Genomic DNA, 24,528 nt, shown 5'->3' with positions numbered 1-24,528 from the left:
GTTTGCACTCATTCGTAGATACACAGCTAGTATGTATAACGACATAATAATTGCATAATTATAAATTTATGTGTGGAAATTTATTTTTCCTAAATTTTTATAAAATACTTCAAAAACTAAATCTACAAGATTTCATAAAAGTATATTGACAACGCTTTCATACATGTCTAATATAAGTTTATCGCACAAAATGCATATAAATACATATTAAGGAGGATTTTATGAATTTTCTTAAACCTGCAAAGCATATTAAGCCTTTGCCAGAAAATCAGATAGATGATACCTATAAACGATTACGTCTCCAAGTATTTCTTGGTATTTTCATCGGTTACGCTGGGTACTATTTATTACGTAAAAACTTTTCATTAGCGATGCCGGCATTGCAAGAGCAAGGTTTTACAAAAGCGGAACTAGGTTTTGCACTTTCTGCTGTTTCCATCGCATATGGATTTAGTAAGTTCTTTATGGGTACTGTAAGTGATCGGAGCAATGCTCGGATATTCTTAGTTCTTGGATTAGTACTCACTGCTATCGTCAATTTGTTAATGGGATTTGTACCGTTCTTTACATCAGGTATCGGTATTATGTTTGTCCTATTATTCTTAAATGGATGGTTTCAAGGTATGGGCTGGCCACCTTCAGGCCGTGTTCTCGTTCACTGGTTTAGTGTAAGTGAACGCGGAAGTAAGACTGCCCTTTGGAACGTTGCGCATAATGTTGGTGGAGGTATTATGGCTCCTATTGCTGCTTGGGGTATTACAACAACAGCATTTATCAACTTTGGTTATTTAAAAGGTTTCGAAGGTGTATTCATTTACCCTGCACTCTTAGCACTTATCATTGCCGCAATTTCATACGTATTGATTAGAGACACACCTCAATCTCAAGGTTTACCTCCAATCGAAATTTATAAAAATGACTTTGCTACAAGCGATAAGAAAACATTAGAAACAGAATTAACTACAAAAGAAATTTTATTTAAATATGTACTGAACAATAAATGGGTATGGGCAATTGCCTTTGCAAATATATTTGTTTATTTCGTGCGTTATGGTGTACTTGATTGGGCGCCGGTCTACTTAAGTGAAGAAAAACATTTCGACTTAAAAGCATCAGGTTGGGCATACTTCTTATACGAATGGGCTGGAATTCCTGGTACATTATTATGTGGTTACATTTCTGATAAATTATTCAAAGGTCGCCGTGGACCTGCAGGTTTCTTCTTTATGTTAGGTGTCACAGTATTTGTATTAATTTATTGGTTAAATCCTCCAGGCAATGCTTGGTTAGACAATGTCTCATTAATTGCCATTGGTTTCTTAATATATGGACCAGTTATGTTAATTGGTTTACAAGCATTAGATTATGTTCCTAAAAAAGCAGCTGGCACAGCAGCTGGATTAACAGGATTATTTGGTTATCTGTTTGGTGCTGTAATGGCCAACATCGTCTTAGGTGCTGTAGTTGATAAATTCGGATGGGATGTCGGTTTTATTTTATTAACAGCAATCAGTGTGTTTGCAATGTTGAGCTTTATCCTCACTTGGAATAAAGTAGGACAAGAAACCGTTCATCATTAAATAATAAAAAATAAAGTCATATGGTTATCTTATCGAAAGATGATATATTCATCTCTTATAAGTTCAACCATATGACTTTTTATTAGTATTCAAAAAAATATTTACATTGCCACTTTTGTGTTTGCCCTGCTGTTTTATTCAATTGATTACACCACTTAGGATACACTCTAAAAGCCATTTTACCTTTATGCTCAAATGTAGTTAAGATGCCTTTTTCTACCAATAATTCCTAGGAAATAAGAAATAACCGCTTAATTCTTCATCAATAACTATAATCATTAAGTAATCTGCAAATGCCTCTTTTGAGTATGGTTGATTACAATTGTTCTCGTCTTTTGTCCAACATGTAACAAAATATCCTGTTTTAGTCGGTGTTTTCTTAGCTAACCTACTTTGATATGTTTCCTCTTTAAAGCTAAATGTTAATGCTTCGTAATCTTGATTATATTTTTCTTCAGTTAAATCTTTAACTTCTGATTCTTCACTAAAAATATATTTCAACAATATTTTAGATTTATACATATGCCATTCTCACTTTATTTTTTCATAATCGTATCATATATTTATTTTTTTCGAAAAATACACTTCCGACCGAAATATACTCAGCCAGAAGTGTACGAAATATTTAACCTTCTATTAATTCAGATGTATCAACTGTCAAACGATCACGTAATAAATAGACGATTAACATTGCTGCCAAAGCACAAAGTGACTCAGCAATTAATAATGACCAAATGACACCTGTGAGTCCAAACAAAGCATTCATAATAAATAATACAGGAATGATAATCGCACCTTGTAAAATGGCCATAATTGTAGCACCGCGACCTTGACCAGTTGCTTGAAGCATACCAGTAAACAAGAAACCTATACCATTTAATAATAATGATGTCATTGTTACTTTCAAAATAAATGTCGCCATCTCAACAATGGCTTGATCAGTAGTAAATAGTCCGACCATATGATGTCCAATTGTAAATACAGCAATCATACATACAATAAAGATAACACCGATAGACATGATAACTGCTTTGATAACGTCTTTCATACGGCCTTTATTTGCCATAAAGTTATATGCAATTAGTGGTACAACACCTTCACATAATCCCATGATAATAAGTTCTGGAAATTGCACAAGTCTAAATGAGATACCATAACTTGCAATCGCGAAGTTTCCATAATGTGCTAAAAATAAATTTAAAACTAATCCTGTGAATCCCATTAAGATACTCATTAAAAATGCAGGAATACCTATTTTAAAGATTTCAGAAAGCATTTCTTTATTAGGTTTCGCAAGTTTAATATTAACTGACACAACGTCACTATTTTTCATAAAATAAACGATAAAGAACAGAGCAGCAGCAACATTACTGATTGCAGTACCCAAAGCTGCACCAACAACGTTTAAATCAAAACCAAAAATTAAAATTGGATCTAAAATAATATTTAAGCCTACACTAGCTAACATACCAATCATAGAAATCATTGGTGCCCCAATTGCACGTGCAAATTGTTCTAATATGAAGAACAAAATTACAAAAGGTGCACTTAAAAACATTACTTTCAAATAATTACTTGTTAAAGCTAACGTTTCACCTCTCGCTCCTAAAATTGCTGCGATTTGATCACTGAATGGTAAAGCAACTAAAATCACGATAAGTCCTAGTGCAATACCACCATAAATAGAGAAACTACTTACAAATTTACTCTTACTATAGTCTTTCGCACCTAATAAACGTGAAATATAAGTTCCTGCACCAACGCCAAATAAATTACCCAACCCCATTAAGATAGCAAATACTGGCAGTGTTAGTGAGATAGCAGAAATCATGTGGCTATCTTCTAAAAATCCTATAAAGTAAATATTTAATATGCCATAAATAACGCTTAATAAAGTCCCTATCATCATTGGCAATGAGAAATGCATCATCGCTTTAAATACTGGCGATTTCTCAAAATAATATAATTGTTCGTCTTTCATTGTTCAATACTCCTTGTCTTTTTCAATAATTAGCTTACTAATAATTAGATATCTAACTATAACATTAAAGATAAAGTGACTGATTTCTACCAGTCACGCTTACCATTTATTGTAAACTAGATAACATTTTCGTTAAGTTTGCTTTCATTTGTTCGTTTTCTTCTTCAGATAACTGTGATACGAGTGTTTGCTCCATTTCATCAAATATCGAAGTGAATGCTTCTACAAGTTTAATCCCAGAGGTAGTCAGTCCTATATTCTTTCTTCTCGTATCCTGTGCATCGACATAGCGATAGATCAGCTTTTTACGTTCAAGGTTCCTTAATAAATTACTGACAGTTGGACCTGTTCGTTGTAATGCTTTAGCAATATCATTTTGTGTCAGCCCATCTTGTTGATGTGCATAAAGATAACCTAACGTATGACCTTGCTCATTTGTAATATCAAATTGCTCTAACTTTTGATCAGCCTTTTGTTTCATCTCATGACTAATCATTCTAAATAAATACGAATAAGTGAATTCCATTTATTGCACCACCATTTCGTTAGATGTCTAAATAAATATACTGCGACATTTTTAAATTGTCAACATGAATATCTAATTTATTTTAAAAGTTTCTATAAAATCTTGCACCATAAACATTTTGATATGCAATTTTTCGGATTAAAATATGAAAGAGATTGCATATCTACGTTTTTATGAAATCGCTTACAATTACAAATAGGAGGATATTACGTTGTTAAGTTATAGACAAATCGAAATTTTGTATCTTTTAATTCATGAGCAAACGTTTATTCCAATAAATACCATTGCTAATCAACTTGGTGTATCACCTCGTACCATTCAATATGATATAGCATATATTGAGCAATATGCTGAAACTTATCATTACAATGTCAGCCGTAATAAAGCTGCAGGCATCAAAGTAACAACAGCTAACACAACGATATTAAATGAATTAGAGCACAATCTAACGAATCAAATTCATTTTTCAAAAGATGAGCGACTCACACATATCGCTTTAAAGTTATTCGAAACAACTGATCCTGTTTCAACAAAACAGCTTGCCCACGATGTCAATGTTTCTCGTCGCACCATTGCTGATGACATTAAGATGATACAGGCCCAACTAGATCAATACCATTTAAAGTTAAATTATGTCCACAATAAAGGATTCAATATTATTGGTGAGGAAGATCATTATCGTAAAGCGTATGCACACTTTATACATCAATATATGAAACAAGCTGCACCTTTTATAGAGGCTGATATCTTTAATTCAGAATCAATCGCATTAGTTCGCCGTGCCATTATTAAGACATTAAATAGTGAAAATTATCATTTAGTTCAGTCGGCTATCGATGGCTTAATCTATCATATACTCATTGCCATTCAGCGTCTAAATGAAAATTTTTCGTTCGATATACCTATCAATGAAATTGATAAATGGCGACATACTAATCAGTATGCTATTGCTTCAAAAATGATAGAAAACTTAGAACGCAGTTGTAGTGTCACATTTCCAGAGTCTGAAATTATCTTTATCACGTTACATTTACTTGGTTCAAAAATGACTGATTGCACTATATCTACCAATATAAATGAACAACATGTTTTATCAGAAAACATCCAAGAATTCATCACTTGTGTTAGCCAAGAATTAGGAATTGATATGTCAAATGACCATAAACTGCATACCAGTTTGCTTACACATATAAAGCCAGCTATACATCGAATTAAATACGATATGATACAAGCTAATCCATTAAAACAAGAAGTGTATAAACGCTATCCTCAAGTTGTTGATGCAATCAGTAAACATATTAGTACGATAGAAAAAGATACAGCTATTAGTTTCAATGAAGATGAATTAACATTTATTGCAATTCACTTTGCATCAAGTATGGAACGTGGCGCAACAAATAAACAATTAATGATTAAAGTTGTCTTACTTTGTGGATCAGGTATTGGCACATCTCAACTTTTAAAATCAAAATTAAATCATCTTTATCCCGAATTTAATATTTGGGACGCCTATTCTATCTATCAGTTAGATGAAAAGCAGTTAATTCAAAATAACATTGACTATGTGATTTCAACCGTACCGTGCGATATTTCAGTAGTACCCGTTATAAACGTCGATTCGTTCATCAATGAGCAATCACGCCAAAAATTAAATCAACTCATTAATGATGCTAGAGAAAAGCGTGTAATAAAAATGGCTACTGAAGGTAAGTCATTAGCTGATTTACTACCCGAACACCGTATCAGTGTAAACACACAATCACTATCAATTAATGAAGCAGTTACTGTATCAGTTCAACCTTTAATAAAAGATGATATTGTTGGTCCCAATTATATAGAAGCAATTTTAAATCAATTTGAACAATTCGGGTCATATATGGTGATTAGTCCACACATTTCACTAATTCACGCTGGAACTGAATATGTACACAATGGTGTCGGCTTTTCATTAACTTATTTTACTGAAGGTGTTGAATTTGGTAGCAAAGCAAACGATCCCGTATACCTTGTGATTACATTGGCAACGGATCATCCCAATGCACATTTAAAAGCACTAGGACAACTAAGTGAACTATTAAGTAACGAGTTATCTCGACAAGATTTCTTAGATGGGAAAATTTGTAAAATTAAGCAACACATTGCTGTAACTAAGACAAAGGAGGTTTAACATCGTGGCATTAGACATTTTGACCACAACACGCATCATTGTAAAAGAACAAGTCAATAGTTGGCATGAAGCCATTACTGTAGCTTCGCAACCTTTATTACAAGAACAAGTTATTGAACAAGGTTATGTTGAAGCAATGATTGAAAGTGTAAATGAATTAGGACCATACATCGTTATCGCACCTGAAATTGCAATTGCACATGCACGCCCCAATAATAACGTGCATCAAGTTGGATTAAGTCTATTAAAGTTGAATCAACACGTGGCGTTTTGCGATGAAGATCATTACGCATCTCTCATATTCGTATTAAGTGCCATCGACAATCATTCACACTTATCTATATTGCAAAATTTAGCAACAATATTGGGCGATAATCAAACAGTACAACAATTATTAAATGCAAAAAATGCACAAGAAATTACCACTATTTTAAAGGAGCATGATTAATATGAAAATTTTAGTAGTATGTGGCCACGGCTTAGGTAGTAGTTTTATAGTAGAAATGAACGCACAAGAAGCGCTTAGGCAACTTAATGCACCATCTGATATAGAAGTTGAGCATAGTGACATTATGACAGCAAGTCCAGAGATGGCTGACTTGTTTATTTGTGGTAGAGATTTAGCTGAAAATGCCGAACGTCTAGGGGACGTCTTAGTTCTTGATAATATTTTAGACAAAGCTGAATTACAACAAAAGCTCGCAGAAAAATTACAACAACTTAACATGATTTAAAGGAGGTACGACCTATGCAAGCAATCCTTAATTTTATAGTCGATATTTTAAGTCAACCAGCCATTCTTGTTGCACTGATTGCCTTTATAGGTTTAATCGTTCAGAAAAAACCTGCCGCAACAATCACTTCAGGAACCATTAAAACGATATTAGGCTTCTTAATTTTAAGTGCAGGTGCTGATGTCGTCGTTCGATCTCTTGAGCCATTCGGTAAAATATTCCAACACGCATTCGGTGTGCAAGGTATCGTACCTAATAACGAAGCTATCGTCTCACTAGCCTTAAAAGATTTTGGAACAACAGCTGCACTCATCATGGTCTGTGGCATTATTGTTAATATTTTAATTGCCCGCTTCACTAATTTAAAATATATCTTTTTAACAGGTCATCATACATTTTACATGGCCGCGTTTTTAGCAATCATTTTAACAGTCAGTCATATTAAAGGCTGGCTAACGATTGTTATCGGCGCACTCGTATTAGGATTAATCATGGCAGTCTTACCTGCACTACTCCAACCTACGATGCGTAAAATTACTGGCAATAATCAAGTAGCATTAGGGCATTTCGGTTCAATCAGTTACTTTGCCGCAGGTGCTGTAGGTCAATTATTCAAAGGTAAGTCTAAATCAACGGAAGAGATTAAATTTCCAAAAGGATTAAGTTTCTTACGAGAAAGTACAATTAGTATCTCGATTACGATGGCATTACTTTACTTCATCGCATGCTTATTTGCGGGCGTTAGTTATGTACACGAATCTATTAGTGATGGTCAAAACTTTATTGTATTTTCATTAATTCAAGGCGTGACATTTGCTGCTGGTGTATTTATTATTTTAACGGGCGTTCGCTTAATCTTAGCTGAAATCGTCCCAGCATTTAAAGGTATCTCTGAAAAACTTGTACCAAATTCTAAACCTGCATTAGACTGCCCTATTGTGTTCCCTTATGCACAAAATGCAGTACTAATTGGATTCTTTGTCAGCTTTATTACAGGTGTCATCGGTATGTTTATCTTATTCTTATTTGGTGGCGTCGTCATTTTACCTGGCGTAGTTGCACACTTCTTCTTAGGTGCAACGGCTGCTGTATTCGGTAATGCAAGAGGCGGTATTAAAGGTGCTGTTGCTGGCGCCGCTCTAAATGGTATCCTAATAACGTTTTTACCATTATTATTCTTGCCATTTTTAGGCGAATTAGGTGGTGCTGCAACAACATTCTCAGATACAGACTTTTTAGCTGTCGGTATCGTGTTCGGTAACGCAGTAAAGTATATGGGATTATTGGGTGCTGTTCTATTTATTATCATCGTAGGAGCTACAGCGATTTTATTAAAAGGTCGTCAAAAAGCACAATAACAATATATAAACAAAAACACCATCACAAGTTGAGTGTACTTTCCTTCTATCAAAAGGCATGTCACTTATTTTTGGACGGTGTTTTGTATTATATTAAATGAAATTTAACGAGGGTGCGACATTAAAACTTAAACAAAATTAACTTAAAATCATCTCAACCAATGATTCAACCGTAACATTGCCAAAATAATAAACGATGTCTAATTGCTTTAACTGATGCGTTAAATCTTCTCTTGTCATTTTTGTTCCTTGTAATGCTTGTTCCACATCTTTTATATCACCTTGTCCAAAGAAATCGCCATGAATGCGACAATCTGCGATACGATTTTGTTCAACAGAAATTGTTATGTCTACAGTACCTGATGATAATCTTTCACTTCGATTGTATTCATATTTAGGTGACTTGCCATAATTCCAATCCCAATTTTTATACTTTTTATCAGCTAATTCATCAATCGCTTCCCAATCTGCATCCGTTAATTCATATCGTTTTGCCTCTTTAATGTCATTGATTCCCAAAATCTGTGTCACCATTAAATTTTTGAATGCTTCAATTGTTATATCCCGATACTTTTCATCCAGTGCTCCTCTAAGATGACCAACACGTGCACGCACAGATTTAATCCCTTTCGATGCAATCTTTTTGCGATTAGGCTTTAACACTTTATCCATTGCTTCATAATTAACATCAAGTAATAGCGAATAACCGCCATAAATACGATTGTTCATTAATGTCATTGCGGCGCCTGACACTTTTTTACCATTCAATGTTAAATCATTTCTACCGCTTTGTATCACATCTGTTGCACCTAATGTATGCAACGCCTTTATAGCTGGTTGATAAAATCGTTGAAAATCACCATAAATTGAAGTGTCTTGTTCTAAAATACAACACATATTAACGGCACCTTTATCAACATACACAGCGCCACCACCAGTATCTCGGCGAACTACTTTAATACTGTGTTTATCTATATAATCTTGATTCACTTCTATAGCAGTATTTTGAAAACGTCCAATTTCCACTTTTGGATCACAATAATAAGGGAATAAAATATCTTCATCTAAAAAGATATTCTGATTAACATAAACTTGCATGGCGAGTGCAATCGCACCATCAGTAATATATTCTCCATTTCTAATTGGTTCTATTAAGTACATCTTCCGTCTCTCCAATGTTGTTATTTTTCGTTGTGCTGTCGTTCCGGAGTGCTGCTGTAATCAATGTTGAGATATCATCAGTCAAATGTATGGTACGTTCTTGAATTGAATTCGGAATGCGATATGCTTTTTTATTCATGGTCATATAAAGTGCATTTTCATTTTTACGCGTCATACGCTGAAACGGATGTTTCACAAACTGTGGTGTTGTATAGCCAATTCCAATTTCCAAATACAATACTTTATCATCTTGATGTTGCTCTAGAAATGTATTATAACGTTGCAATTGTGCCTGAAAATCTGCATCTTCAACCATGCCAACTTCTGCTTTACGTTTATTAACTTCCATTGGAGCATCACATTTTGGACATCTTGGAATCATATCCCAAGGAATACGCATGTCTTGTTGTGCCATGACCATTTCACGAATTAAGTCATCATTACGATATGTTTGCGCGTGGCAATGCTGACTACATTGCTGCAAAATATACTCTCCTTGTATATGAAATACATGAGTCATATCATAATCAGCAACCTCAAAAGCATTATCTGCATTTGTAGTTATGATGTGATATTTTTTATCTTTCATTAGTGCTTTTAAAGCGAGGTAAGACTGACCTACAGGTTGATCTAAATAGTTTAATTTGATAAAGCGACTCTCAAATGCCCAATATTCTTGCCAACTTCCGTACGGATGCAAACTTGCTTGCAACATATCAAAGAAACGATACTTTTCAATAAAGTCAGGGAAATTTTTTGTAAAGCGTTCCCCAACATATGTAAAGCCGTCCGATGCAGACATGCCTGCACCAATTCCAATCACTATTGCCTCCGCTTCCTCAATTGCAGTACGTAATACTTCAGCCTGCTTTGTCTTGTCATCCATTAAAAGAGACATTGCATTCCATTTACTACTCTGCATCACGGTTAAATGCCTCCTTATACAGTTGTAAATCCTTATCTGTAAATACATTGAACACGACTTTCAATGTTGAATTTGTTTCTTTGAGATAGCTTTCTACTGTTCGAACAGCAATTTCTGCTGCTTCATCTTGAGGAAAAGCAAATACACCTGTTGAAATACAACAAAATGCTATATGATTTAAACTTTGTTGATCAGCCAATTTAAGACAACTCAAATAGCATTTAACTAACAAGTCCTGATTCATCTTTGAAACAGGCAATCGGCGTATTTGAGGTCCTACCGTATGCACAATATACTTTGCAGGCAAATTGTATGCGCGCGTCATTTTAGCGTTACCAACACTTTCTTTGCGACCTTGCTGTCGAATAATATCTGCACAATCTAGTCGAACTTGGACACCCGCTTTTGTATGAATGATATTATCAATACAATCATGATTTGCTTGCATACACCCTAAAAAGCGACTATTCGCCGCGTTTACAATCGCATCAATCTTCAATGTGGTAATATCACCTTGCCAAACAAAGATATTGTCCCCTTTTATCGGCTTCAAATCATTTACATCCATAACATGTTGGCGGTTCAAATCACTTAACAACGCATCTTGAACGGCTAGATATGTCTCACTAACAGGTAAGGCTGGTCTTACATTAGCTAAACCTCGATACAATTCCCACAATGCTTCAAATGATGTTGGCATCTCTAATTCATCATTGTCATTTCGCTCACGCCACATATAATCGATTAAATATTCTAATCGTTCTTCATTTGTCTTCAACGTCTTCATTTACGCCTCCGGTAATGCATTGAACGCTTCTTTATCCACATCATCCAACTTGAACAACCAATTTTCTTCTGGCTTTTCAGAATTTAAAATATTTGGTTCATCTTCCGCTTTCGTATTACGCTCAACAATCGTTCCTGACAAAGGCGTCTGTACATCAATCACCGTTTTCGATGCTTCAATACTCACAATTTCATCATCCACTTTAACTTCATCTGGACTCACGAATTCAACATAACCTACTGTACCAATATCATCTTGCAATTCAGGTGTCATACTAAACACATACAAATCTCCTACTTTTTCTACCCATAAATAATTGGCTAACTTTTTCATCTTATCTTCATCCTTTCTCTTCTATTTAAAATGCTACAAATAGATTTCCGCGAGTAATTTTAATGTTTTACAACGCTGTTCAATGCCTGGAATAAGCGGTGCTACTAACACCTCATCAACTTCAAACGTAGCAATGAAATCATCTAATTGCGCTTTAACCTGTTCTTGTGTACCTGCAATGATACGTGCTTGATGTGCTTGAATCATCTCTTTGTCTCGATCATTAAGCTTATACTTTTGCGCTGTGTCTACCGATGGAAAATGTTCAAATTCTGCAAATTGTAATTTACCTAATAACCAAACATCTAAGGCATGTTGTAATGCTGCTACTTCCGCTTCGTTATCAGCTACAATGACAAATACAGATGCCATCACCTTTGCGTCCATTTTAATCGTTGATACTTGGAAATGTTTTTTGTAAATATCAATGTTATCCTTCGCTGCATGTATCGCATTTATATCTGGCAGTAAAAATGTTCCAACTGATAGCCCTATACCTTGTTCGGCAGCTATTTTGGCAGAGGATGGACTACTACTTAATAACCACATTTCTGGAAAATGACCAATGTGTGGTTGGACACCTAACGTATGCGCACTTGGTTTATCCTTTATTGTAAGATAATCACGTAATAACGAAATCGATTCATCATAACTATCATATGTAGGATCTATTCCATCTAAAGCTTGCTTTACCATAGTAGTACCCGGATTATTGCCAATACCTAAATCAATACGATTTGGATATAACGCTGCCATCATTCTAAAATGCTCAGCAATTTTATAAGGTCGATAGTGCGGCAACATCACACCACCAGAACCAACACGAATTTGTGATGTCTGTGACAAAACATGCATCATCATCAGTTCTGGACTACTACACGCAAACGCTGGTACATTATGATGTTCCGTAAACCAAATTCGCTTAAAGCCAAGTCGATCTGCTAATTTTGCAAGTGTCACTGAATCTTGCAATGCCTTTTGTGCATACTTACCTTCATCTATTAAGGCATAGTCTAATACGCTTAATTTAACCAATTCGTCATCTCCAAACTTATCCTGTCATGTCAAACCGACATAACATTTTAGCGTTCTTAATACCATTCCCTCTTCATATACCCACGTATATGATAACGTTTTTCAATTAACTTTTATATCTTTTCGCTTGTATTTTTCTTTTTCATATTCATATTTTCAGACCTACAAATGACATTCATTAGTTCAATTTTAATTTTAAAAATGCTTTCCATGTACCAATTCTATTCTATCAAGACTGTTCATCATTGATTATTCATTCTTTCCATGGTACTTTGAAAACAATATTGAATAGAAAAGGAATCATAGTATGTACCGATACAAACCACTTTTACAATCAATCCACTTACCTAATGGCATCAAAATTTCGAATCGCTTTGTATTATCACCAATGACCGTAAACGCATCAACAAAAGAAGGCTATATTACAAAAGCAGACTTGGCTTATGCTGCACGTCGCTCTAATTCAGCTGGAATGCAAGTCACCGGCGCTGCTTACATTGAACCTTATGGGCAATTGTTTGAATATGGCTTTAATATTGATCATGATGCTTGTATCCCTGGATTAACTAACATGGCATCTACGATGAAACAACATGGTAACCTCGCTATTATTCAGCTAGCGCATGCTGGTCGTTTTTCAAATCAAGCAATTTTACATTTTGGAAAGGTGTATGGACCAAGCCCTATGACGTTGCATTCACCGATTGAACACGATGTTATCGCCATGTCTCATGAGAAAATCAATAGCATCATTCAGCAGTATCGCGATGCTACATTACGCGCGATTAAAGCAGGTTTTGATGGTGTGGAAATTTCGATTGCACAACGTTTGCTGATTCAAACATTTTTCTCAACTTTTTCGAATAAACGTACAGACCATTACGGTGCCGACTCATTAAAAAATCGTGCAAGATTATGTTTAGAAGTTATGCGTGCGGTACAAGAAGTGATTGATAAAGAAGCACCTGACAATTTTATTTTAGGATTTCGAGCAACGCCAGAAGAAACCAGAGGTAGTGATTTAGGATATACCATTGACGAGTTCAATCAATTAATCGATTGGGTCATGGACGTTTCAAACATCCAATATTTAGCAATCGCTAGCTGGGGTCGACATATTTATCAAAATACGTCGCGTACACCAGGTGAACATTTCGGTCGGCCAGTTAACCAAATTGTCTATGAACATTTAGCAGGTCGCATCCCTTTAATTGCAAGTGGCGGGATTAATTCTCCAGAGTCTGCTTTAGATGCTTTACAACATGCAGATATGGTTGGCATGTCTTCGCCTTTTGTCACAGAACCTGACTTTGTGCATAAACTTGCTGAACAGCGACCACATGATATCAATCTTGAATTTTCTATGGAAGATTTAGAAAATTTAGCCATTCCGCGTGCCGCTTTTAAAGATATTGTTAAAATGATGGATTATGGGGAAGGTCTAAAGAAACATACCCGTGACGCTTTACGTCAATTAGAACAGAATTATCATGACACACCATCAAAAGATAATTTTTCATAGAAATTTAAGACAATGTTATAATGACATCAATTTCAAAAATAAGGAGTCTGTATAGTCGTGACTGAAATTAAAGATAAAGTAATTACTAAAGATGCATTTGAATTACCCTACACAATTATTAAAGCGAAGCATCAACCAACAAAAGGTGCCATTGTCTACATTCATGGTGGCGGTTTAATGTTTGGAAAGGCCAATGATTTATCGCCACAGTATATCGATATCCTTACGGAACATTACGATTTAATTCAACTAAGTTATCGTTTATTACCAGAAGTAAGCCTTGATTGCATCATCGATGACATCTTCACATCATTCGATGCGATTCAATCACAATATTCTAATTGCCCTATTTTTACCTTTGGCAGATCATCAGGTGCATATTTAAGTCTATTAATTGCACGAGACAGAGATATTGATGGTGTTATTGATTTTTATGGTTATAGTGGCATCAACACTGAACCGTTTAAAATGGCAAATAGCTATTACGCTAAAACAGCTCAAAGTGTGAATGAAACAGTACTTGCTCAACTTACTTCACCAACACCGATTATTCAAGATCAAATCGCCCAACGTTTTTTAATCTACGGTTATGCACGTGGTACAGGTGAGTGGATCAATATGATTAACATTGCTGATTATACTGATTCAAAATACAACATCTCACCAAATGAACTTAAAGCACTTCCACCTGTTTTCATTGCGCATTGTAATGGCGATTATGATGTCCCTGTTGAGGAAAGCGAACATATCATGAACCATGTTCCACATTCAACATTTGAACGCGTGAATAAAAGCGAGCATGATTTTGATCGTAGACCTAATGACGAAGCAATCACTATTTATCGTAAAGTTGTTGATTTCTTAAACGCTATAACAACGGCGTAATATACCATTATTTTTAAAAACCCAATTTATCATCATGATAAACAGTTATTCAATCAACCATATTATTCATACAATTTATTAAACTCATAAACAGATACGCCTGTCCCTTTAGTTTTCGCTAATGAGACAGGCGCTTTATTTCACTTTACTATTTTAAAATTCAACACTGTGATGCTACTTACGTCTGCTGCACCATGATAACAGCACGATTTACATAGCATATTAAATTCCGAAGATGAATTTAACTTGCTTTCAATTGTGTACCTTTACCTTCAGTTGCTTCAACACTCAACAAGTCATTTATAATACCTATATAGAAGTTGGCGAGTTCTGAACCTTTACGTTTGAAATCCAGGAAGTCCACACCGATAAAATCGACATGATCCCACCCTTGTAAAATTGGTTTAACTTGCCAGATACCTCTTCGTGTGGCAGGTTCATTATTCGTAACATTAACAAATGGTTGATTGGACGGATGTAATGACGAAATCACTGGTACGACACCATCATTTTTACGCCATTCTTCTCTTGCATCATGACCAATAATTCTACTCGTTGTATCCATTAAGAAAAATGTACCTAAATCAGGATTTTCATAACCTAATGGACCAGTATGTGAAGACACACCTGTATAAGTCGTATACGTAATATTAGGATTCATACTCGTCATGTTGTTCAATTTTGCAGAGCCATCTAACGTTAAATCATAGGCAGCATTGTCGTCTGATGTCCAAATTTTGCTTTTACTAACGCGTTTTATATAGTCAATGTAACTCTCATTTGGTAATTGTTTAAACCCCCATTGTGTTAATCCTAAATCGATATTCGAATACTTGTTACCCATAAATCGATTTAAAGCGAACATGATTTTTCTAACAGCTTCTGTATTTCCAAACTTATCAGCTGCTTGTGAACCATTATGTGGTGTTGCTAATGTTGTGATTGATGCAACCATATTGTTATGACCACCAGTGAATAATGGTGATATTTCTCCACCATGCGCTTGATGATAGGCAATTTCTTCTTTGTTACCATTTCTTAAAAACTCTTCCATTAAACGAATTGTTTGACCACCCATACTATGCCCTACAAGATGTACCTTTTTACCAGGTTCCCAATTAGGCATGATTCCTTTATATGTCTTACCATAGCGCTCATGTCCGTATTTAGCTGCATGTGCTGCGCCATAATCTACGCGACCACCTTTGATGTAATAATAAAGTTCTACAGCACGATCATAGTTGCTACCAAATGCACTTACACTTGCTTGATGTACATTATATCCTTGCTTTCTCAATTCTTCGATAACTTTAAATTTATTTCCACCCCAATAATTTGGATATAAAGCAGGTGCATTATCGCCTACTAATCCTAAAAATCCATGTACAAAAACAACAGGATATTTGTTAAGTGGTTGTACTTGATTCGCTTTAAGTGGTCGAATCTTTTTAGCATCTGCTGCTGCATTTGTAGTCGAACGTGTTTTAGGCGCTTGAAGCGCATCTTTGATTAGTTGTTTATTATCAGTATTTTTATCTGTCGGTTTCTCTGGGGAATTTTGACCATCGATATGTTTACTTAAATCGCCAACTTGTGGTTTTTGCTCACTTTGATGAACATTATCATCTTGCTTTGCATCTATGATTTGATGCGCGGGTTGATGGGTGTCTTGTTGATTTGGATGTTTATCCGTGGATGCATCTTGTGCTTTTGTTGATTTAGGTGCAGTTTTATCATTAGATGGGGGTGTTGTTGAAGTTGTTGCTGCTTTATCATGATTTGTTATTACCTTTTGTGCCGGAATGGATGGTTGTGATTTATCAACATCATTCGATTGTGACGTTGTCGATTGTGATCCATTACGTTCAGCATGATGGGTATTTAGAACCTGATCATTTTGGCGTTCAGTTTTGTTAGTCGCATTATTTTGGTGTGACTGTTTAGAACCTTGTCGTTCAGAATCTTGCTTTACTTGATCATCATTTTGCGTTCTGATTGTTTTACTATTTTGTGTTGATTGATGCTTCGATGATTGAAGCGTATCTTTACCTTCTGTCACTGTTCCACTTTTATCATTCTTTTTATGCATATCGTCTAATTGCTTTCCTGACTGCATTTGATGTGACGTTATCGCATTCCCTTGTTCTCCCGATTGATTTAGTGTTTCTTTTTGTGCCGCTGCATTAGACGTTGGTGTTTTTTCCGAGGCTTGTGCTTCATGTGATGACACAACAAACATTGTAGCTGCTAACACTGACACCACGCCTATTGAATACTTTCTAATACTATACTTTCTTTCTTCTTGTCCTCTTAACATATAATCACCTCAAAAGTATTTTTTTGACCCCCTCTTGAGAATGAAAAACAACTGCACCTTCAATATAACATGACATATATTATTTTTTGATTAAGACTACAAAATTAATAAAAATTTAATAATACGATATTAAATCGATACTAATCATTTACAAATATCTGTACCCTCAAATAATTTATAAATACTTTAATTGTGGCGTTGAATCAACACAACAACATTTAAGATAAACATTTTATTAAGTAATATAGTTTCAATCTATATATAATTAGTTAATTTGTATTGGTCTGAAAATAATTCAAACTATACAATTATAGTAAGTTTTCAGATTTTTCTAAATTAAAATAATGATTCATCTCATTAAGGGGAAGATGCATCATACAGTTTTGTGTATTCATTTAAACAAAGGGGTTGCTTTAATGAATCAATATCATTCTAATGCACAACAACCAAGTGCATGGCGTTTTTTTGTCTATAGTTTAGTGGGCATACTATGTTTCTTTATTCCTTTTACGATTAATGGTAACAACACTATTTTCGTCGATCATGTTCATCTAGCCATTCGCTCAATCATAGGTCCACTTATGCCCTATGTTGCACTGATTATGATTTTAATTGGTACAGCGTTACCAATAGTGAGACGTACTTTTATGACTTCAATCACAAACTTGGTCATTACATTATTTAAAGTTGCAGGTGCAATAATCGGTATAATGTATGTATTTAAAATCGGTCCATCAATACTATTTAAAGCTAACTATGGTCCGTTTTTGTTTGAAAAATTAATGATGCCATTAAGTATCTTAATTCCAGTAGGTGCAATTGCGCTTTCTTTATTAGTAGGCTATGGCTTATTAGAATTTGTCGGTGTTTATATGGAGCCAATTATGAGACCTATTTTTAAAACACCAGGTAAATCCGCTGTCGATGCAGTGGCTTCGTTTGTCGGCAGTTATTCCTTAGGATTATTGATTACTAATCGTGTCTATAAGCAAGGGATGTACAACAAACGAGAAGCCACGATTATTGCGACTGGCTTTTCAACAGTTTCAGCAACTTTTATGATTATCGTTGCTAAAACTTTAGGATTAATGCCACATTGGAATTTATACTTTTGGATAACTTTAGTCATCACATTTGTCGTGACTGCAATTACTGCATGGCTACCGCCAATCATCAATGAATCAACAGAATATTATAACGGACAAGAAGGAGAACAAGAAGTTGCTATTGAAGGAAGCAGACTGAAAACTGCATATGCAGAGGCGATGAGACAAAATGCATTAACACCATCCCTCGTGAAGAACGTTTGGGACAATTTGAAAGACGGTTTAGAAATGACTGTTGGTATTTTGCCTTCTATATTATCGATTGGTTTTTTAGGACTGATTGTAGCGAACTATACACCATTTATTGATTGGCTTGGTTATATATTCTATCCATTTATTTATATTTTCCCAATTGCTGATCAGGCTGTACTTGCAAAAGCTTCAGCGATTTCTATTGTAGAAATGTTTTTACCATCTTTGTTAGTAACTAAAGCTGCAATGAGTACTAAATTTGTCGTCGGTGTAGTAAGCGTATCAGCCATTATCTTTTTCTCAGCATTAGTGCCATGTATACTAGCAACTGAAATTAAAATACCTGTCTGGAAACTCATCATCATTTGGTTTTTACGCGTGGCATTGTCGCTATTAATCACTATCCCCGTCGCTTTACTTATTTTTGGATAATTCAAATTAAAAATAAAATCACTATCATAAACAAACAAAACGAGATGAACCCATTACATTCATTGAGCCACCTAAGATAATTAGGTACCTTTAATTAATGATGGTCATCTCGTTTTTTATCGTTATCATTTAATCTTCCATAACTTGAACAAAACGTTTCGTAATTTCTTTTGGTCGTGTTATCGCACCACCAACGACCGAACAATGAACGCCTAAGTCCATCACGCGTTTATACATATCCGGTGTAATGACATTACCTTCCGCAATAACTTTTGCATCAACACTTTGTAGTACATCTTTTAGAAATTGGAAGTCATTTTGATAAAGTAATTGTCCTTGCGTATAACTAGTATAACCATGTAACGTCGTGCCAATATAATCAAAGCCAAGTCGTGCCGCATTTTTAGCTTCTTCAACGGTCGCGATATCAGCCATGATTTCAACGTTAGGTGCATGTGATCTAATATATGTCACTAATTCGTCTAACGTTTCTTTCGGACGTTGCTGTAACGTTGCATCCAATGCAATGACTTCACATTGGCTTTCTATCAGTTCATCAACTTCTTTTGACGTTGCAGTAATGAAAACATCTGAGTGATCATAGTCACGTTTCACAATGCCAATAACTGGTAAATCAACCGTTTCTTTAATTGCTAAAATGTCTTCCTTAGTATTTGCGCGAATACCAACAGCACCACCTTCATACGCAGCTAATGCCATTTTCGACATAATAAAAGATGAATGTAATGGTTCATCTGGTAGTGCCTGACAAGATACTATTAATCCATGTGGTAACATTATTCCTCACTCCATAAGTCGTTTTTTCACGTAAAGTCATTTACAATATATCATTAAGATAATTTTTATCAATGCTTTTTACTATCTTGAAAATATTTTTCATATATAATAGTAATCATTAAGATGAAGGGGTGACACAATGAAATTTGAGAATCGTGTTCAACGTTATCAACATTTATTTACAAAAACTGATAAACGCATCGTCAATTATATAAGACAAAATGGTTATAGCGATGCCTTTTCAACGATTAACTCCTTAGCCCATGCGATTGGTACATCACCAGCAACGATGACACGCTTTAGTCATAAGCTGGATTATGAGAATTTCCAAGATTTAAAATTTAATATCCAACAAGAAATGACAGAGACAGTTATTGAAAATAGCCCAATCATTCAAAGAATTCATAAATATCATCAACAAATCATTCAACAAACTGGCGAATTTATTGATAACGACATTATCCAAACCTTTATCGACAAACTTCAATCAAGTCGACATATACTCTTTGCTGGACTAGGTAGCTCTGGTTTATCAGCGACTGAATTTTATTATCGTATGATTCGTATGGGGCTAAAAGGTAATGTTACTACCGATTCACATTTAATGAAAATATCGGCATCCCTACTATCTCAATCGGATATGTTTATTGCTATGTCAAATAGTGGTAATACTTCAGAATTAATTTCAGCAGCGGAAGTCGCCAAATCTCATGGTGCATATGTCGTTGCCATCACAAATTTCGAAGGTAGTAAACTTACAGATTGTGCAGATTTAGTACTTTTAACAACGGATCAATCGCGTAATACCGACCATCAATTTATCAACACACAAATTGCGACACTCTTTTTAATCGATATTGTGAGTTATCATTTATTAGAAAATACAAATCTGAGTCAAACTTATCAACATACTAAATCTATTATCCTAGACAACAAATAACTAGTAGTATATTCAAATCCACCTGCAACTGTAGACAATCATCGTGATTGTCCCAACAAGTTGCTAGGTGTTTTTTTATTTCAATACCAAAAACTTTTTTACATTTTTGAGATCTATACGTTCAAGCGTCTTCAATTTAATATGCCCGTGGCACATTGTTGGTTGATATAGTTTAGATTGGTCCTAGATAGAGTGTGATGTGTGGAACTAACAACAGCTCTCATCTCTCGTAACGGTTTCAAATTCTATTTTAGAATGACTCCTTCTTTCAACCATCATTGCAAACAGCCATATAATGCTGCATCATTTTTACTCTTAGTCGTTTGTATTGGTGCATAAACATAGTCTTTTGGTAAATAGTGTGCAACTTTCGGTTCGATATATTTAATGAGATTGTCTCCTTGTTCAGATATACCGCCACCAATTAATATAAGCCCTGGATCATACATGACTTGTATTTGGGCAATCCCTTCTGCTACATCTTCTGCCCACTCATTCAATATTTGTTTTGCAATATCATCACCTTCTTCAGCTGCTTCAAACAATACTGGCACATGTGTGCTTCTCGTAAATCCTCCGTCAATCATGCGATTTTTCAATGCACTCGTTGCAGCACGTTGCTCAAACGTTGTATTTTCAGTTGGACGATACAATAAATATCCAACTTCATTTGCCTTATGAAGTTCACCATTATCAATATGACCTTGATTATTTTTGTACGCACCCCCAATGCCTGTACCAAGCGTCATACAAAAGATCCGTTCTGCTTGATATTGATGTAATTTCAATTCGCCTAGTAATGCAGCGTTTACATCATTTTTTACTTTGACATAAGGAGACAGGGATTTTAATAATCGCTTAAAATTAGTACCTTTATAATTCGGAATGGTTGGCCCTGCGTATACAATTTCGCCTTTTTGTTCATCAACAACGCCTGCTGATGAAATACCTATGACAGGTTGGATCAACTGATATTGCTTCATATACCCTGTTACAATCTCATATACTTTGTCAGTAATAAGCTCACTTTTATTGTCCGGCGTTGGTATTTGTTGATAGTCAAACATATTCAATTGCTTATCAATAACTGCCGATTTAATTTGAGTGCCTCCAATATCGATTGCGATGTAATACACCTTACTCACTCCATTTCTATTGATTTTGAAAAATATTTTCATTAATTATACATAAATATGACTACAATTTTCAAAAAGATATTGTTACATTTTATGATAGCGTTTACAATTATAGCTGTAAACTATATTATCAAATGATTTTTTGGAGGGACTTCATAATGAACAAAGATTTAAAAGGTTTATATGCAGCGTTACTCGTTCCTTTTGATGAAAATGGTCAAGTAAATGAACAAGGACTTAAACAAATTGCTCAAAATGCCATTGAAACTGAAGAATTAGACGGTCTTTATGTAAATGGTAGCTCAGGCGAAAACTTTTTATTAAATACAGAGCAGAAGAAGCAAGTTTTCAAGGTTGCCAAAGAGGCAGTTGGGGATAAGGTGAAATTGATTGCTCAAGTAGGTTCGTTAGATTTAAATGAAGCCATTGAACTTGGAAAATATGCCACAGAACTCGGTTATGATGCACTTTCTGCCGTAACACCATTCTACTATCCATTTACTTTTGAAGAAATTAGAGATTACTATTTCGATATTATCGAAGCAACACAGAACAATATGATTATTTATGCAATACCAGATTTAACAGGTGTGAATATTTCTATTGAACAATTCAGCGAGCTTTTTAATCACGAAAAAATTGTTGGTGTTAAATATACAGCGCCGAACTTCTTCCTACTCGAACGTATTAGAAAAGCATTCCCAGACAAATTAATCTTATCTGGCTTTGATGAAATGTTAGTTCAAGCTACGATTTCTGGTGTAGATGGTGCAATTGGTTCTACATATAACGTTAATGGTCGCCGCGCTAGAAAAATATTCGACTTAGCACGACAAGGTCAAATTCAAGAAGCTTACCAACTACAACATGATTCAAACGACATTATCGAAACAGTGTTATCAATGGGGATTTATCCAACATTGAAAGAAATATTACGTCACCGTGGCATTGATGCAGGATTACCGAAACGTCCATTCAAACCTTTTAACGAAGCACATCGACAAACATTAGATCAACTCATTGCAAAATACGATTTATAGACATCAAAGAATCAATACATTGTAAAGGGGATGTTGTCCATGAAAGAAGTTGGATTTGGCACACTGAACTGGGTTGCCGTTATCATTTATCTACTAGCTATGTTACTCATTGGCGTTTATTTTACCAAGCGTGCGAGCCAAAGTACGAATAGTTTCTTTACCGCAAGTGGTCGCTTGCCATCTTGGGTAGTTGGCTTTTCAATTTATGCCACTACATTAAGTGCAATTACGTTTATGTCTACACCAGAGAAAGCATTTTTAACAGATTGGTCATATATTGCAGGTAACATCGCTATCGTAGCAATTATTCCATTACTCATTTATTTCTATGTTCCATTCTTTAAAAAGTTAAAGGTAACATCTGCATATGAATATCTAGAAGCACGTTTCGGACCTAGCATTCGTGTCATTGGCTCTTTACTATTTGTAGTTTATCATCTAGGGCGTGTAGCAATCGTTATCTACTTACCAACATTAGCGATTACATCTGTATCAGACATGAACCCTTATATCGTTGCATCACTCGTTGGTTTACTATGTATTTTATATACATTTTTAGGTGGTTTCGAAGGTGTGGTTTGGAGTGATTTCATTCAAGGCGTCATTCTATTAGGCGGTGCTTTAGTTATCATCATTCTTGGTGTTATGAACATTAAAGGCGGTTTTGGCACTGTCTTTGCAGATGCGATTGAGCACAAAAAATTAATTAGTGCAGACAATTGGAAACTAAATACTGCAGCAGCTGCCATTCCAATTATTTTCCTAGGAAATATTTTTAATAATTTGTATCAATACACGGCGAGTCAAGACGTCGTGCAACGTTATCAAGCTTCTGATAGTTTAAAAGAAACAAATAAATCGTTATGGACAAATGGTATCCTAGCTTTAATTTCAGCACCCTTATTTTATGGTATGGGTACAATGTTGTATTCATTTTATGCACATGAAGCTGTTTTACCAAAAGGATTTAACACGTCATCTGTTGTGCCATATTTCATTTTGACTGAGATGCCACCATTTGTAGCAGGATTACTTATTGCAGCCATTTTCGCAGCTGCACAGTCTACCATTTCATCTAGTTTAAATTCTATATCTGCTTGTATTTCAATCGACATTAAGCAACGCTTCTTCGGAAAAGGTAGCGAGCGACACGAAGTTAACTTTGCTCGTTTGGTCATCATCATTGCAGGTATTTTCGGTTTTGGAATGTCACTATACTTAATTGCTTCTAATTCAAATGACTTATGGGATTTATTCTTGTTTGTGACTGGATTATTCGGCGTTCCATTGGCTGGTGTATTTGCAGTTGGTATTTTCACTAAACGTACGAATACATTCGGTGTTATTTGTGGATTAATATTGGGTATCATCTTTGCTTACGTCTATAATGGTGTTGGCAAAGGTAACTCACCTTTCTATGTATCTACCATTTCATTTACAGTTGCTTTTGTCTTTGCTTATATACTTAGCTTCATTGTCCCTTCAAAACATAAAAAAGATATAACGGGATTAACAATTTTTGAAAAAGATAAACCATCAACATACATTTCAAAAACGGCTACGAAAAAGTAGA

Annotated in this window: 22 protein-coding genes and 1 pseudogene; 11 read left to right on the top strand and 12 right to left on the bottom strand. The window is 35.0% G+C overall.

The features are described 5' to 3' along the window. Positions 1 to 221: 221 nt before the first annotated feature. Positions 222 to 1,580, top strand: a complete 1,359-nt coding sequence (gene glpT / locus HMPREF2658_RS07465) for a glycerol-3-phosphate transporter (RefSeq protein WP_001010116.1) — start codon at positions 222 to 224, stop codon at positions 1,578 to 1,580. 82 nt (positions 1,581 to 1,662) lie between these two features. Here the strand turns inward: glpT and HMPREF2658_RS07460 are convergent. From HMPREF2658_RS07460 to mepR, 3 genes and pseudogenes are all read right to left on the bottom strand, one after another. Then, positions 1,663 to 2,102: pseudogene (locus HMPREF2658_RS07460) on the bottom strand (MepB family protein). 103 nt (positions 2,103 to 2,205) lie between these two features. Then, positions 2,206 to 3,561, bottom strand: coding sequence for a multidrug efflux MATE transporter MepA (gene mepA, locus HMPREF2658_RS07455; RefSeq protein WP_000651043.1), 1,356 nt, complete (start codon positions 3,559 to 3,561; stop codon positions 2,206 to 2,208). A 106-nt stretch (positions 3,562 to 3,667) separates the two neighbouring features. Beyond that, positions 3,668 to 4,087 (bottom strand): multidrug efflux transporter transcriptional repressor MepR, encoded by a 420-nt coding sequence (gene mepR / locus HMPREF2658_RS07450; protein ID WP_000397416.1) that lies wholly within the window; start codon positions 4,085 to 4,087, stop codon positions 3,668 to 3,670. 211 nt (positions 4,088 to 4,298) lie between these two features. Between mepR and HMPREF2658_RS07445 the strand changes: the two genes are divergently transcribed. Genes HMPREF2658_RS07445 through HMPREF2658_RS07430 form a run of 4 tightly spaced genes read left to right on the top strand, consistent with a single transcriptional unit; the run spans position 4,299 to position 8,346 of the window. Then, positions 4,299 to 6,254, top strand: coding sequence for a BglG family transcription antiterminator (locus HMPREF2658_RS07445; protein WP_000954252.1), 1,956 nt, complete (start codon positions 4,299 to 4,301; stop codon positions 6,252 to 6,254). A gap of 4 nt (positions 6,255 to 6,258) precedes the next feature. After that, positions 6,259 to 6,702, top strand: a complete 444-nt coding sequence (locus HMPREF2658_RS07440) for a PTS sugar transporter subunit IIA (RefSeq protein WP_001162344.1) — start codon at positions 6,259 to 6,261, stop codon at positions 6,700 to 6,702. A 1-nt stretch (position 6,703) separates the two neighbouring features. Further along, entirely contained in the window at positions 6,704 to 6,988 is a 285-nt protein-coding gene (locus tag HMPREF2658_RS07435; RefSeq protein WP_000699533.1) for a PTS sugar transporter subunit IIB, read from the top strand. Positions 6,989 to 7,002: 14 nt separating this feature from the next. Further along, positions 7,003 to 8,346 (top strand): PTS ascorbate transporter subunit IIC, encoded by a 1,344-nt coding sequence (locus HMPREF2658_RS07430; RefSeq protein WP_001147961.1) that lies wholly within the window; start codon positions 7,003 to 7,005, stop codon positions 8,344 to 8,346. Between the two features lie 138 nt (positions 8,347 to 8,484). On the opposite strand, the gene HMPREF2658_RS07425 is transcribed toward HMPREF2658_RS07430, so the two are convergent. The 6 genes from HMPREF2658_RS07425 to HMPREF2658_RS07400 form a co-directional block, all read right to left on the bottom strand. Beyond that, positions 8,485 to 9,507 carry a lipoate--protein ligase gene (locus HMPREF2658_RS07425; protein ID WP_000280808.1) on the bottom strand — a complete coding sequence of 341 codons (1,023 nt, stop codon included), beginning with the start codon at positions 9,505 to 9,507 and terminating at the stop codon, positions 8,485 to 8,487. Further along, complete coding sequence (locus HMPREF2658_RS07420) at positions 9,485 to 10,429, bottom strand: SIR2 family NAD-dependent protein deacylase (RefSeq protein ID WP_001191950.1); 945 nt, start codon at positions 10,427 to 10,429, stop codon at positions 9,485 to 9,487. Before HMPREF2658_RS07420 ends, HMPREF2658_RS07425 begins: the two co-directional genes overlap by 23 nt. After that, positions 10,419 to 11,219, bottom strand: coding sequence for a protein-ADP-ribose hydrolase (locus HMPREF2658_RS07415; RefSeq protein WP_000854324.1), 801 nt, complete (start codon positions 11,217 to 11,219; stop codon positions 10,419 to 10,421). The genes HMPREF2658_RS07420 and HMPREF2658_RS07415 overlap by 11 nt, the downstream gene beginning before the upstream one ends. Next, positions 11,220 to 11,552, bottom strand: a complete 333-nt coding sequence (locus HMPREF2658_RS07410) for a glycine cleavage system H family protein (protein ID WP_000731881.1) — start codon at positions 11,550 to 11,552, stop codon at positions 11,220 to 11,222. A 33-nt stretch (positions 11,553 to 11,585) separates the two neighbouring features. Then, entirely contained in the window at positions 11,586 to 12,587 is a 1,002-nt protein-coding gene (locus HMPREF2658_RS07405; RefSeq protein ID WP_070854298.1) for an LLM class flavin-dependent oxidoreductase, read from the bottom strand. Between the two features lie 113 nt (positions 12,588 to 12,700). Then, the gene (locus tag HMPREF2658_RS07400) at positions 12,701 to 12,799 is read right to left on the bottom strand and encodes a hypothetical protein (RefSeq protein WP_001803958.1); all 99 of its coding nucleotides are present in this window, start codon (positions 12,797 to 12,799) and stop codon (positions 12,701 to 12,703) included. Positions 12,800 to 12,894: 95 nt separating this feature from the next. Here HMPREF2658_RS07400 and HMPREF2658_RS07395 point away from each other — a divergent pair, with 95 nt between their 5' ends. Continuing rightward, entirely contained in the window at positions 12,895 to 14,109 is a 1,215-nt protein-coding gene (locus HMPREF2658_RS07395) for an NADH-dependent flavin oxidoreductase (protein ID WP_000286460.1), read from the top strand. Between the two features lie 57 nt (positions 14,110 to 14,166). Then, a complete protein-coding gene (locus HMPREF2658_RS07390; RefSeq protein ID WP_000136024.1) occupies positions 14,167 to 14,994 on the top strand; it encodes an alpha/beta hydrolase in 828 nt (275 codons plus the stop codon). A 241-nt stretch (positions 14,995 to 15,235) separates the two neighbouring features. On the opposite strand, the gene lip2 is transcribed toward HMPREF2658_RS07390, so the two are convergent. Then, a complete protein-coding gene (gene lip2 / locus HMPREF2658_RS07385; protein ID WP_000943828.1) occupies positions 15,236 to 17,311 on the bottom strand; it encodes a YSIRK domain-containing triacylglycerol lipase Lip2/Geh in 2,076 nt (691 codons plus the stop codon). A gap of 416 nt (positions 17,312 to 17,727) precedes the next feature. Here lip2 and HMPREF2658_RS07380 point away from each other — a divergent pair, with 416 nt between their 5' ends. Continuing rightward, entirely contained in the window at positions 17,728 to 19,041 is a 1,314-nt protein-coding gene (locus HMPREF2658_RS07380) for a YjiH family protein (protein WP_001077707.1), read from the top strand. 129 nt (positions 19,042 to 19,170) lie between these two features. On the opposite strand, the gene HMPREF2658_RS07375 is transcribed toward HMPREF2658_RS07380, so the two are convergent. Further along, complete coding sequence (locus HMPREF2658_RS07375) at positions 19,171 to 19,839, bottom strand: N-acetylmannosamine-6-phosphate 2-epimerase (RefSeq protein ID WP_000936722.1); 669 nt, start codon at positions 19,837 to 19,839, stop codon at positions 19,171 to 19,173. Between the two features lie 139 nt (positions 19,840 to 19,978). Between HMPREF2658_RS07375 and HMPREF2658_RS07370 the strand changes: the two genes are divergently transcribed. Next, positions 19,979 to 20,779, top strand: coding sequence for a pentose phosphate pathway transcriptional regulator RpiRA (locus HMPREF2658_RS07370; RefSeq protein ID WP_000667385.1), 801 nt, complete (start codon positions 19,979 to 19,981; stop codon positions 20,777 to 20,779). Positions 20,780 to 21,054: 275 nt separating this feature from the next. Here HMPREF2658_RS07370 and HMPREF2658_RS07365 read toward each other — a convergent pair whose 3' ends face one another. After that, on the bottom strand, positions 21,055 to 21,915 hold the full coding sequence (locus HMPREF2658_RS07365; protein ID WP_070854296.1) for an ROK family protein: 861 nt from the start codon (positions 21,913 to 21,915) through the stop codon (positions 21,055 to 21,057). A 158-nt stretch (positions 21,916 to 22,073) separates the two neighbouring features. Between HMPREF2658_RS07365 and HMPREF2658_RS07360 the strand changes: the two genes are divergently transcribed. Next, the gene (locus HMPREF2658_RS07360) at positions 22,074 to 22,955 is read left to right on the top strand and encodes an N-acetylneuraminate lyase (protein ID WP_001030738.1); all 882 of its coding nucleotides are present in this window, start codon (positions 22,074 to 22,076) and stop codon (positions 22,953 to 22,955) included. A 39-nt stretch (positions 22,956 to 22,994) separates the two neighbouring features. Further along, complete coding sequence (locus tag HMPREF2658_RS07355) at positions 22,995 to 24,527, top strand: sodium:solute symporter family protein (protein WP_000665745.1); 1,533 nt, start codon at positions 22,995 to 22,997, stop codon at positions 24,525 to 24,527. The last annotated feature ends 1 nt before the right edge of the window (position 24,528 follow it).

This window comes from Staphylococcus sp. HMSC062H10 (genome assembly GCF_001836945.1).
Lineage (GTDB): Bacteria > Bacillota > Bacilli > Staphylococcales > Staphylococcaceae > Staphylococcus > Staphylococcus aureus.
Note: the sequence above shows the minus strand (reverse complement) of the source record. Positions and strands in the feature narration are given on the sequence as shown.